Here is an 11,620-nt window from a genome sequence, read left to right as displayed (position 1 = left end):
TTACCCTGCGATGACCCATGGCCGATTCTGCTTTTTTCTGCACCCTGTCTCATGAAGGCGTTCTTGCCGTCCGCGGCGCGGATGCGAGCAAATTCCTGCAAGGCCAATTGACCTGCAACCTCAATTACCTCAGCGATACCCAAACCAGTCTTGGCGCTCGCTGCACGCAAAAAGGGCGCATGCAGTCCAGTTTCCGCATCCTGCTCGAAGGCGATGGCGTGCTGATGGCCATGGCCACCGAACTGCTGGAGCCGCAGCTCGCGGACCTGAAAAAGTACGCCGTGTTCTCCAAGTCCAAGTTGACGGATGAAAGCGCTGCCTGGGTCCGTTTCGGCCTTGAGCATGCAGACGCCGCGTTGACCGGCCTGAGACTTGAGCTGCCGGCCGACACTGACAGCGTCGTGCGCAACGACGGCCTGATCGCCATTCGTGTCTCGTCGGAGCGCGCAGAGTTGTGGGTTGCCGCCGATAAAGCCGATGCGATCAAGGGCAAGTTGTCCGCACAGCTGGCCGAAGGCAATCTGAATCAATGGCTGCTGGGCCAGATCCGCGCAGGGATCGGCCAGGTCATGCCGAGTACCCGTGAGCTGTTCATCCCGCAGATGCTCAACCTGCAAGCCGTCGGTGGCGTCAGCTTCAAGAAAGGCTGCTACACCGGTCAGGAAATCGTTGCGCGCATGCAGTACCTGGGCAAACTCAAGCGTCGCTTGTATCGCCTGACACTGGATGCCAGCGAATTGCCCGAGCCTGGCACGCCACTATTTTCACCGACCCACGGTAGTTCCATCGGCGAAGTGGTGTTGGCCGCCACCGCCGAGCAAAACATTGAACTTCTGGCGGTGCTGCAAGCCGAAGCAGCTGAAGGTGGCGATATTCATCTGAGCGCGCTCGAAGGGCCTGCCCTGCACCTGCTTGACCTGCCTTATCAACTGGATCGCGATCGCGAAATCCAGCGCTAACTGCAGCACTTGTTGCAACACCCTAGAGAAAATAGATGAGCGAGCTGGCGGATAAGGTCCAACAGGATTTGGTTGAGGCCATCGATAATGATGACCTGGTTCTGCCAACTTTACCGGAAGTGGCCCTGCAGATTCGCAAGGCCGCCGAAGACCCGGAAGTCAGTGTCAGTACCCTGAGCAAAGTGATCGGTCGTGATACGGCGCTGTCTGCGCGCCTGATCAAAGTGGTCAATAGCCCACTGCTGCGCGCGACTCAAGAAGTGACTGACCTGCACACGGCAATCACGCGTCTGGGCGTTAACTACAGCAGCAATCTGGCGATCGGCCTGGTGATGGAGCAGATTTTCCATGCCCGATCCGAAGTCGTAGAGCAGAAAATGCGCGATGTCTGGCGCAAAAGCCTGGAAATCGCTGGTGTCAGCTATGCGCTGTGCCGCCGATACACGCAACTCAAACCTGATCAGGCGGCCCTCGGCGGGCTGGTGCATCAGATCGGCGTACTGCCGATCCTGACCTACGCCGAAGACCATTATGAACTGCTGTCGGACTCGGTCAGCCTCAACCATGTGATTGACCAGATTCATCCGCTGATCGGCGACAAACTACTCAGGGTCTGGGAATTTCCGGAAATGCTGTTGCAGTTGCCGGGTCTGTATCTGGACTTCAAACGCGAGTCCGAACGGATCGACTATGTCGATCTGGTTCAGGTCGCCAGCCTGTATTGCCATAAAGATACCGACCATCCCATCGCTCGCATCGATGCGTTCAGCGTGCCAGCTTTCAAGAAATTGGGGATCGATCCGCAGAACGAGGCTGTGTGCCGAAGTCTGGAAGAGTCGCGGTCGATGTTTTACTAGACGGGACTGCGGCGCTTCAATCGCGAGCAAGCTCGCTCCCACATAATCAATCCAGTGTGGGAGCCTGCTCGCGATGGGGCCCTAACAGGCGCCATCACTCCCCCGCAATAAAACTCACCCGAACCTTCAAACCCGTCGATTCGCCATCGTGCAGACTGATCTGCGCCAGGTGGGCGCGACAAATCTCACCGACAATCGCCAACCCCAGCCCCGAGCCGGCGACCTGCTGATTTCGCCGGTAAAAGCGCTCGAACACCCGATCCCGCTCATCAATGGGAATGCCTGGCCCGTCATCCTCGACCTCCAGCACCGCGGGAGCCGTCACCCGCAGAATCACATTGCCACCCGGCGGTGTATGCGCCAGCGCATTGTCCACCAGATTGCTCAGCAGTTCATTCAACAGCGTCGGCTCCCCGCGTAACCACACCGGCTCGTCCGCCTCCAGCGCCAGGGCCACGCCGCGCGCATGAGCCAAAGGTGCCATCGCCATGCCCAGCTCTCGAGCCAACTGACTCAGGTCCAGCAATTGCGCCCCGCCCTCGGCGATCGCCCGAGCACCGTTTTCCACCCGTGCCAGCGAGAGCAATTGATTGGCCAGATGCGTCAGACGGTCAGTGCCTTGGGCCGCAGTTTCCAGGGTGTTGCGCCAGGTATCGGGTTCGTTGGAACGCAAACCCAGCTCAAGTCGTGCTTTCAGAGCGGCCAATGGCGTGCGCAATTCATGGGCGGCATCGGCGATAAACTGTGCCTGTCGCTCGAATTGCCCACGCAGGCGCTCGGTAAAATGATTGAGGGCCCGCACCAGCGGCCATAACTCGTGTTGCACTTCCACCAGTGGCAGCGGGCGCAGATCGTCCGGCTGGCGCTCTTCCACTGCCGTGCGCAAGCGTTCCAGTGGACGCAACGCCGCACTGACCGCAAACCACACCATCAATAAAGCACCGATGGCCAACATCCCCAGGCGCAGCAACGTGTCAGCGGCCAGGCTGCGGGCCATCGCCACCCTCGCTTCATCGGTTTCTGCCACACGGATTTCGGCCATGCCATTCATGTTCGGCTCGCTCACCGGCTTGAGCAAACTCACCACGCGCACGTTCTGCCCTTGGTACTTGGCGTTGTAGAAACGCGCCAGCGCGGGGTAGTCATCGGTGCGCGGGGTTCCCGGCGGCGGTGGCGGCAGGTTTTCGTAGCCGGAAATCAGCTTCTGATTGATGTCGTTGACCAGGTAAAAAATCCGCCCGGCGCTATCGTAAGCGAAGGTATCGAGGGCCACGTAAGGCACGTCGGCGCTGAGGCTGCCGTCGCGCTGGGACACGCCGGCGGCAATGGTCCGCGCCGAGGCCAGCAACGTGCGGTCATAGGCGGTGTCCGCGGCTTCGCGACCATTCCAGTACGCGCTCAAACCACTGGCCAGCATTAACACCACCAACAACAGCGCCAGGTTCCACAACAACCGCCAGCGCAGGCTGCTGGGCTTATGCATCGCGGCTTTCCAGCAAATAGCCGAGGCCGCGGAACGTCACGATGGCAACCGGCTGGCCGTCGAGTTTCTTTCGCAGGCGGTGGACGTAGATTTCGATCGCATCGGGACTGGCTTCTTCATCCAGACCAAACACCTGAGAGGCCAATTGCTCTTTGCTCATCACACGACCGGGCCGGGCGATCAATGCTTCGAGCACGGCCTGCTCGCGTGAGGTCAGGGTCAGCAATTCTTCGCCGAGGGTGAAGCGTCGCGTGTCCAGGTCATACGCCAGCACGCCACAGCGTTGCTGGCGTTCACCACCGAGCACACTGCGTCGCAACAAGGCTTTGACCCGCGCTTCGAGTTCCGTCAGCTCAAACGGTTTGGCCAGGTAATCGTCGGCGCCCAGGTTCAAGCCGTGTACCCGATCCTTGACGTCGCTGCGAGCGGTCAGCATCAACACCGGCAGGTTCTTGCCCCTGGCCCGCAGGCGCGCCAGCACCTCGAAACCATCCATGCGCGGCAGGCCGACATCAAGGATCGCCATGGCGTATTCCTCGCTGCCCAAGGCCAGGTCGGCCGCCACGCCGTCGTGCAGCACATCCACGGTCAAACCGGTGCTCTTGAGCGCCTGGGCGACACTTTCGGCGAGCTGCAGATGGTCTTCGACGAGCAGAACACGCATGGATCTTTACCTCATTCAGGGATGGTCGACGCCATTCTTTGGCGCGGAGTTTACAGCCGCATCCGCTGCTGTGAAGCCGCAAAACGGTGAAAGTCCACTGAAAGGTTAGCGAAAGGTTGGGCCGTTAGAGTCGATCCACGGAGGGTTTCGACTGCAGACCTTCCAATCGTAGTTTGAAAACGTGCCTGAAACGTAGCTCCCGAAAAACGCCTTGAAGCGTTTTCGCCAATAAGAACAATAAACCGAGGTACTGCACCATGCCGCGCATCGCGCTTGAGACCTACCCGCCCCACCCTTCCTCTCGATTCCCATCGTTGACGCTTGCCAGCGCCGTTGCCGGCTGCACGACGCGAAACCGCCGCATCTGAAACATCCCCAAAAACAAAAACTCCCGTGGAGACAACAATGAATCGATCACTGCGCCGTTTCGCCCTCGCCGCCAGCTGCATGCTGTTCGCCGGTCAACTGATGGCCGAACCAAAACGCCCGGAATGTATCGCCCCTGCCTCGCCAGGTGGCGGTTTCGACCTGACCTGCAAACTGGCGCAAAGCGCGCTGGTAAACGAAAAGCTGCTGACCAAACCGATGCGCGTGACCTACATGCCCGGCGGTGTCGGCGCGGTGGCGTACAACGCGGTGGTTGCACAGCGCCCGGCAGACGCCGGCACGCTGGTGGCGTGGTCCAGCGGTTCGCTGCTGAACCTGGCCCAAGGCAAGTTCGGTCGTTTCGATGAAACCAACGTGCGCTGGCTGGCCGCCGTCGGCACCAGCTATGGCGCCATTGCGGTGAAAAGCGATTCGCCCTACAAGAACCTGGACGATCTTGTTCAGGCGCTGAAGAAAGATCCGAGCAAAGTGGTGATCGGTTCCGGCGGCACCGTCGGCAGCCAGGACTGGATGCAAACCGCACTGATCGCCAAGGCCGCCGGGATCAACCCGCGTGACCTGCGTTACGTCGCCCTCGAAGGCGGCGGCGAAATCGCTACCGCCCTGCTCGGTGGCCACATCCAGGTCGGCAGCACCGACATCTCCGACTCCATGCCGCACATCCAGAGCGGCGACATGCGCTTGCTGGCCGTGTTCGCAGAAAAACGCCTGGACGAGCCGGAAATGAAAGACATTCCGACCGCCAAGGAACAAGGCTATGACATCGTCTGGCCAGTGGTTCGCGGCTTCTACCTCGGGCCAAAGGTCAGCGATGAAGACTACGCCTGGTGGAAAAACGCTTTCGACAAGCTGCTGGCGTCCGAAGACTTTGCCAAGCTGCGCGATCAGCGCGAGCTCTTCCCGTTCGCCATGACCGGCCCGGAGCTGGACACCTACGTGAAGAAGCAGGTCGCGGACTACAAAGTGCTGGCCAAAGAGTTCGGCCTGATTCAGTGATCGCCTCTGTCTAGCGGCTGCGGCCCCCTTCCTGCGGGGTCGTGGCACAGGAGTTCCCCATGCTCTTACAACGCATTTTTGCTTCGGTGCTGTTATTGGCCTGTGTTGGCCTGGCGCTGATGGCATGGCCGTACCAGGCCGCTTTTTCCTACGAACCGGTGGGCCCTCGCGCGTTTCCGCTGTTGATGCTGGGCCTGATGGGGCTCGGCTTGCTGTACATGGTGTTTCGGCCAACGCCGATCATCCACAGCGACGACGACCCGAAGCTTGATCGTGAAACGCTGATCAAGATCGGCATCTGCGTGGTGCTGTTGCTGGTATTCGCCGGCACCTTCGAACCCCTTGGTTTCATCGTCGCCAGCATCCTGATCGGCGTTCCCATGGCTCGCCTGTACGGTGGCCGCTGGCTGCCGAGCGCAGTGATCATCAGCCTGATGGCCATCGGTCTTTACCTGCTGTTCGACAAGTTGATGGACGTGCCTCTGCCCTTGGGCGTACTCGACGTTCTGGAGAACTGATATGGATACTCTTGGCTATTTGGGTCAGGGCTTCGGCGTCGCGCTGACCCCGTACAACCTGGTGACCGCGCTCTGCGGCACCCTGATCGGCACCGTTGTCGGCCTGTTGCCGGGCCTGGGCCCGATCAATGGCGTGGCGTTGTTGATCCCGATTGCGTTCGCCCTGGGCTTGCCACCGGAGTCGGCTTTGATCCTGTTGGCGGCGGTATACCTGGGCTGCGAATACGGCGGTCGTATCAGCTCGATCCTGCTGAACATCCCCGGCGAAGCTTCCACCGTCATGACCACCCTGGACGGTTACCCAATGGCCCGCAAAGGCCTGGCCGGCGTGGCTTTGTCGCTGTCCGCGTGGAGCTCGTTCATCGGTGCGTTCATTGCCACGTGCGGCATGGTGCTGTTCGCGCCGTTGCTGGCGAAGTGGGCGATTGCCTTCGGCCCGGCGGAATATTTCGTGCTGATGGTATTTGCGATTGTCTGTCTCGGCGGCATGGCCGGGGACCGACCGTTGAAAACCTTTATCGCAGCGCTGATCGGTCTGTTCCTGTCGAGCGTGGGGATCGATGCCAACAGTGGCGTCTACCGTTTCACTGGCGACAACATCCATTTGACTGACGGCATTCAGTTCGTGGTGCTGGTTCTGGGCCTGTTCTCCATCAGCGAAATTCTCCTGCTGCTGGAAAAGACCCATCGCGGCCAGGAAGCGGTGAAAGCCACCGGGCGCATGATGTTCAACTTCAAGGAAGCTTCGGCGGTCTTCGTGGTGAACATCCGTTGCGGCTTGCTGGGCTTCATCATGGGCGTGTTGCCGGGTGCGGGCGCAACCCTCGCCAGCGCCGTGGCCTACATGACCGAGAAGCGTATCGCCGGCGCCAAGGGCACTTTCGGCCAAGGTGACATGCGCGGCCTCGCCGCCCCGGAAACCGCCATCGGCGGTGCAGCCTGCGGTGCACTGGTACCGATGCTGACCCTCGGCGTTCCAGGTTCGGGCACCACGGCGGTGATGATCGGCGCGCTGTCGCTGTACAACATCACCCCCGGCCCGCTGCTGTTCCAGCAACAACCCGACATCGTCTGGGGCCTGATCGCCTCGTTGTTCGTCGCCAACGTCATGCTGGTGATCCTCAACATCCCGATGATCCGCATTTTCACCCGCATCCTCGCCGTGCCGAACTGGGCGCTGGTGCCGGTGATCGCGATCATTACCGGGATCGGCGTCTACGCGGTGCACGCCACCACCTTCGACCTGTTCCTGATGATCGGTATCGGTATCTTCGGTTACATCCTGCGCAAGCTGGACTTCCCGTTGTCGCCGGTCCTGCTGGGTTTCATCCTCGGCGGCTTGATGGAACAGAACCTGCGTCGCGCCCTGTCGATCTCCAACGGTGCGCTGGAGATCCTCTGGTCGAGCCCGATCACGTTCGGTGTCTGGGTGCTGACGGCGATCATGCTGTTGATGCCGATTCTGCGGATCTGGCGCAAACGTTCGGTTGCGCGTCGCGCTATCGCCGATGTCTGATCGAACACCTTTCAACGCCTGGTGGGGTACGCCGCTGGTCGGCGCGCTGGGCGGTTACCTGGCCAGCCTCGTCGGCTGGCCGTTGCCATGGATGGTCGGCTCATTGCTGGCGATCATCCTGGTGCGTTGTCTGACACCCTGGCAATTGGCGGAAATCCCTGGCGGCCGCAAGTGCGGCCAGTGGATCGTCGGTATCGGCATCGGCCTGCATTTCACCCCGATCGTAATGGAGCAGGTGCTGAGTCACTTCGGCCTGATTTTCTGCGGTGCGTTGATAACTAGCCTGTCCGCCGTGGTCGGGGTCTGGTTGATGCGGCGCACCGGTGAAGATCGCGCTACCGCTTTCTTTTCCAGCATGCCGGGCGGCTCCGGGGAGATGGTCAACCTCGGCGCGCGTAATGGCGCGGTGCTTAGCCGGGTTGCGGCAGGACAAAGTCTGCGGGTGTTGGTCGTGGTGCTGTGTGTGCCGGCGGCGTTCAAGTATTTGTTGGGCTACGGTGCACCGGTCTTGCATCCCACCGAGGTCAACTGGTGGCTGCTGGCCCTGCTGTTCCCGGCCGGCGCGTTGGCGGCCTGGATCTGGGAACGTCTGCGCCAACCCAATCCCTGGCTGTTCGGGCCGTTGCTGGTGAGTGCGGCTGTGAGCATTGGTTGGGATTTGCACATCGGCTTGCCCAATGGTGGCAGCCAGATCGGCCAATGGCTGATCGGCAGCGGGTTGGGTTGCCACTTCAATCGGAAGTTTTTCCGGCGCGCACCTTCGTTCATGGGGCGGACATTGATTGGCACGGTGCTGACGATGTTGATCGCCACAGCGGCGGCACTGGGTTTGAGTGCGCTGACCCATCTGGATCTGCGTTCGCTGACCCTGGGCATGATGCCCGGCGGGATTGCGGAGATGAGCCTGACGGCAGAAACCCTGCAATTGTCCGTCCCGCTGGTAACGGCGATGCAGGTAATGCGGCTATTGTTTGTGTTGTTTTTGGCGGAGCCATTGTTCAGGTATTGGAACCGCGAGCCCGATTCAGACTGATAGACCACGTCGCCGCCATCGCGAGCAGGCTCGCTCCCACAGGGTTCGTATGCTCCTTGTGGGAGCGAGCCTGCTCGCGATGCTTTTCAGACTGGCGGCAACCGCCACTCGATCGGCGTCTCGCCATTTTGCTCGAGATACTTGTTGGTCCGACTGAAATGCCCACAACCGAGGAAGCCGCGATAGGCGGACAGCGGTGACGGATGCACCGACGTCAGCACCAGATGCTTGGTGGCATCGATGAGTTTCTGCTTGCTCTGGGCATGCGCGCCCCACAGCAAAAACACCAGATGCGGTTGATGCTCGCTGACCACTTCGATAATCCGGTCGGTGAAGTGTTGCCAGCCCTTTCCGGCATGGGCGTTGGCGTTGGCGCGCTCCACGGTCATGGTGGTGTTGATCATCAGCACGCCCTGGTCGGCCCAGCTTTGCAGGCAACCGTGGTTGGGGATGTCGATGTTCAGGTCGCGTTTCAACTCTTTATAGATGTTCACCAGCGACGGCGGCGCCGGCACGCCCGGTTGCACCGAAAAGCACAGCCCATGGGCCTGGCCCGGGCCGTGGTACGGGTCCTGGCCGAGAATGACGACTTTGACCTTATCCAGCGGCGTCGAGTTGAGCGCGTTGAAAATCATCGGTCCAGGTGGGTAAATTTCTTTGCCCGCCGCGCGCTCCTGCTGCAGAAAATTACGCAACTCTGCCATGTAAGGCTGGTCGAATTCGGCACGCAGCGCTTCCTTCCAGCTCGGTTCGAGTTTGATACGGTCGTCAGCAGTCATGGTTACATCCGGCAAAAACAATGGGGCGAACCCTAGGAAAGCTGACCATGCTTGTCAATTGATCTGACGCAGATCCGCCACTTTCCTGTACAGCGATCATACTGAACGCTTAATTTCCCTATCGAGGTCACGATGAATCTGCACTTCGAAGAACTCACCGGCACCGACGGCGCTCGCATTGGCATCGCCAGCCTGGATGCCGAAAAGTCCCTCAACGCGCTTTCCTTGCCGATGATCAACGCCCTGCGCGATCAAATGGACGCGTGGGCCAAAGATCCGCAAGTTGTCTGTGTCCTGTTACGCGGCAACGGCGCCAAGGCTTTCTGCGCCGGGGGCGAAGTGCGCAGCCTGGTGGAAGCCTGTCGCGCGCATCCGGGGGAAGTCCCGCCGTTGGCTGCGCACTTTTTTGCCGCGGAATATCGCCTGGACTTCAATCTGCACACCTATCCCAAACCGCTGATCTGCTGGGGGCATGGCTATGTGCTGGGCGGCGGCATGGGGTTGCTGCAAGGCGCGAGCATCCGCATTGTCACGCCGAGCAGTCGCCTGGCGATGCCTGAGATCAGTATCGGACTTTATCCGGATGTCGGCGCCAGTTGGTTTCTGTCACGGCTGCCCGGCAAGCTTGGGTTGTTTCTGGGTTTGACCGGCGCTCACATGAACGGTCGTGATGCGATCGATCTGGACCTGGCCGATCGTTTCCTGCTCGATGAACAGCAACCAGAGTTGATCGAAGGCTTGCTGCAATTGAACTGGCAGGAACAGATACCGATGCAGCTCAACAGTCTGCTCAAGGCTCTGCAACAGGAAGCCGTCGCGCAATTGCCCGAAGCGCAATGGTTGCCGCGACGCCAGCAAATCGACGAACTGCTGGACGTTGCCGATGTGCGTTGCGCCTGGAAAGCCATCAGCCATCTGCGCGACAGCACGGACCTGCTGTTCAGCCGCGCCGCGAAAACCATGAGCGAAGGCGCGCCCCTGACCGCCCATCTGGTGTGGGAACAGATCGCCCGCGCCCGTCATATGTCACTGGCGCAGGTTTTCCAGATGGAATACACGATCAGCCTCAATTGCTGCCGACATCCGGAGTTCAGTGAAGGGGTTAGAGCGCGATTGATCGACAAGGACCAGAAACCGCATTGGCACTGGCAGGACATCAATGTGCCTGAAGCGGTTGTGGAAGCGCATTTTCACAAGGTCTGGGAAGGTCGGCATCCGCTGGCGGACCTTTCCGAGTACTGAAATTCAGGCACAAAAAAAGCGGCGCACGATGCGCCGCTTTTCTAAAGGTTTGCGTCAGAGTTACCAGCGACCACCCCGGTCACCTCGGTCACCATGATCGCCGCGACCCTCATGGTCGCCTCGTCCGCCGTGATTGCGTCCACCCTCGCCACGGTAGTCGTTGTTCCAGCCGCCACGGTTACCGCCGCCCCAATCGTGATTCTGATGGCCCCGGTAGTCGCCTCGTTGCGACTGGTAATAGCGGGGAGCCGGTTGATAAACCCGCGGCTGGTAGTAATACCGTGGGGTTGGCTGGTAATACCGGGCCGGTGGCGCGTAGTAACGACGCGGCTGGGTGTAGTAGCCGTCGCCACCGGAGTAATAGACCGGCGCCGGTGAGGTGTAGACCTCGGAACTGTAGTAGCTGCCTCCTCCATCGGAATAGGGTACGCACGCACCAAGAGATAATCCCAATACAGCCATCAGAAGAATTAGTTTGACCCGTTTTCGACAGAGCATGGCGGCCTCCTGGACCGCGAGTGAGCCATACCAGCGACGCTGGCAGGCAACAGTCAATTATTCGGTGACTGTCGATAGATCAGACATCGATTTCGAAATCTGGTGCGTTTCTGAAACACATTGAAACAAGTAGCCGATGAAAGGTTTTTCACCTATTCATGCGCTGATTAGTGGTGCCCACCGTGGTATCCACCGCCGTAATGACGTGGCCCGTACCCGCGCCAGTAGTAATAGCGATAGCCGCCGTAAAAGCGTGGCCCGTAGTAATAACGGGGGCCGTAATAGTAGTAATAGGGCGAATAGCCAGGGTAGTAATAGGCCCCATAGCCGGGGTAGTAATAAGGCGCGGAATACACATCGTAGCCGCCAGCGTAGTAATAGCAGCCGGCCAACCCCAGACCGAGAACCATACCCAACAACAGTCGGCGAAACATCACGGCCTCCTGAAAGACCCGCAACCGGAACTCGCCGGCTGATACCACTTTTGACTGGCGATCCCGGGCCGAGTGCCGAGCTGCGCAGACCTTCGGATCAGCGGCCTGCCCGGTCCATTGCGGTGCGTCCACGCACCATCACAAAGCACCCTCCCCGCCCTCTTGACCGCGCCAATCGCGTAACCCCGCACGCTAGAGCGCTTTAGCCGACTTGGCACGGCTCTCGCTTTAGTAAACCCGTGCAGGAGTCATCA

General features: G+C 60.1%; 12 protein-coding genes. 7 read left to right on the top strand and 5 right to left on the bottom strand.

The annotated features are described in order from the left end of the window. The first annotated feature begins 17 nt into the window (after nucleotides 1–17). Together K5K95_RS15595 and K5K95_RS15590 are read left to right on the top strand one after the other, a co-directional pair. Complete coding sequence (locus K5K95_RS15595; protein WP_222590143.1) at nucleotides 18–959, top strand: YgfZ/GcvT domain-containing protein; 942 nt, start codon at nucleotides 18–20, stop codon at nucleotides 957–959. Between the two features lie 35 nt (nucleotides 960–994). Next, on the top strand, nucleotides 995–1,816 hold the full coding sequence (locus K5K95_RS15590; RefSeq protein ID WP_222590142.1) for an HDOD domain-containing protein: 822 nt from the start codon (nucleotides 995–997) through the stop codon (nucleotides 1,814–1,816). 94 nt (nucleotides 1,817–1,910) lie between these two features. Here K5K95_RS15590 and K5K95_RS15585 read toward each other — a convergent pair whose 3' ends face one another. Both K5K95_RS15585 and K5K95_RS15580 read right to left on the bottom strand, forming a co-directional pair. Beyond that, nucleotides 1,911–3,299 carry a sensor histidine kinase gene (locus tag K5K95_RS15585; RefSeq protein ID WP_222590141.1) on the bottom strand — a complete coding sequence of 463 codons (1,389 nt, stop codon included), beginning with the start codon at nucleotides 3,297–3,299 and terminating at the stop codon, nucleotides 1,911–1,913. Next, nucleotides 3,292–3,963: a response regulator gene (locus K5K95_RS15580; RefSeq protein WP_090181166.1), complete on the bottom strand. Its 672-nt coding sequence runs from the start codon at nucleotides 3,961–3,963 to the stop codon at nucleotides 3,292–3,294. Before K5K95_RS15580 ends, K5K95_RS15585 begins: the two co-directional genes overlap by 8 nt. A 405-nt stretch (nucleotides 3,964–4,368) precedes the next feature. On the opposite strand from K5K95_RS15580, the gene K5K95_RS15575 reads away from it, so the two are divergent. Genes K5K95_RS15575 through K5K95_RS15560 form a run of 4 tightly spaced genes read left to right on the top strand, consistent with a single transcriptional unit; the run spans nucleotide 4,369 to nucleotide 8,413 of the window. Next, nucleotides 4,369–5,346 (top strand): Bug family tripartite tricarboxylate transporter substrate binding protein, encoded by a 978-nt coding sequence (locus K5K95_RS15575; protein ID WP_208671691.1) that lies wholly within the window; start codon nucleotides 4,369–4,371, stop codon nucleotides 5,344–5,346. Nucleotides 5,347–5,405: 59 nt separating this feature from the next. Then, entirely contained in the window at nucleotides 5,406–5,864 is a 459-nt protein-coding gene (locus K5K95_RS15570) for a tripartite tricarboxylate transporter TctB family protein (protein WP_010462287.1), read from the top strand. Between the two features lies 1 nt (nucleotide 5,865). Continuing rightward, entirely contained in the window at nucleotides 5,866–7,380 is a 1,515-nt protein-coding gene (locus K5K95_RS15565) for a tripartite tricarboxylate transporter permease (RefSeq protein WP_090181158.1), read from the top strand. Continuing rightward, nucleotides 7,373–8,413: an AbrB family transcriptional regulator gene (locus K5K95_RS15560; protein ID WP_222590140.1), complete on the top strand. Its 1,041-nt coding sequence runs from the start codon at nucleotides 7,373–7,375 to the stop codon at nucleotides 8,411–8,413. Before K5K95_RS15565 ends, K5K95_RS15560 begins: the two co-directional genes overlap by 8 nt. An 86-nt stretch (nucleotides 8,414–8,499) precedes the next feature. On the opposite strand, the gene ung is transcribed toward K5K95_RS15560, so the two are convergent. Then, the gene (gene ung, locus K5K95_RS15555) at nucleotides 8,500–9,192 is read right to left on the bottom strand and encodes a uracil-DNA glycosylase (RefSeq protein ID WP_222590139.1); all 693 of its coding nucleotides are present in this window, start codon (nucleotides 9,190–9,192) and stop codon (nucleotides 8,500–8,502) included. A gap of 132 nt (nucleotides 9,193–9,324) precedes the next feature. Between ung and K5K95_RS15550 the strand changes: the two genes are divergently transcribed. Continuing rightward, entirely contained in the window at nucleotides 9,325–10,434 is a 1,110-nt protein-coding gene (locus K5K95_RS15550; protein WP_222590138.1) for an enoyl-CoA hydratase/isomerase family protein, read from the top strand. A 60-nt stretch (nucleotides 10,435–10,494) separates the two neighbouring features. Here the strand turns inward: K5K95_RS15550 and K5K95_RS15545 are convergent, their stop codons facing one another. Both K5K95_RS15545 and K5K95_RS15540 read right to left on the bottom strand, forming a co-directional pair. Next, on the bottom strand, nucleotides 10,495–10,932 hold the full coding sequence (locus K5K95_RS15545; RefSeq protein WP_222590137.1) for a hypothetical protein: 438 nt from the start codon (nucleotides 10,930–10,932) through the stop codon (nucleotides 10,495–10,497). A 167-nt stretch (nucleotides 10,933–11,099) separates the two neighbouring features. Beyond that, nucleotides 11,100–11,366 carry a hypothetical protein gene (locus K5K95_RS15540; RefSeq protein ID WP_222590136.1) on the bottom strand — a complete coding sequence of 89 codons (267 nt, stop codon included), beginning with the start codon at nucleotides 11,364–11,366 and terminating at the stop codon, nucleotides 11,100–11,102. Nucleotides 11,367–11,620: the final 254 nt, after the last annotated feature.

This window comes from Pseudomonas sp. DR48 (assembly GCF_019823085.1).
In the GTDB taxonomy this organism is placed as follows: domain Bacteria; phylum Pseudomonadota; class Gammaproteobacteria; order Pseudomonadales; family Pseudomonadaceae; genus Aquipseudomonas.
The sequence above is the reverse complement of the archived record's forward strand: the minus strand, read 5'-3'. Positions and strand labels throughout refer to the sequence as shown.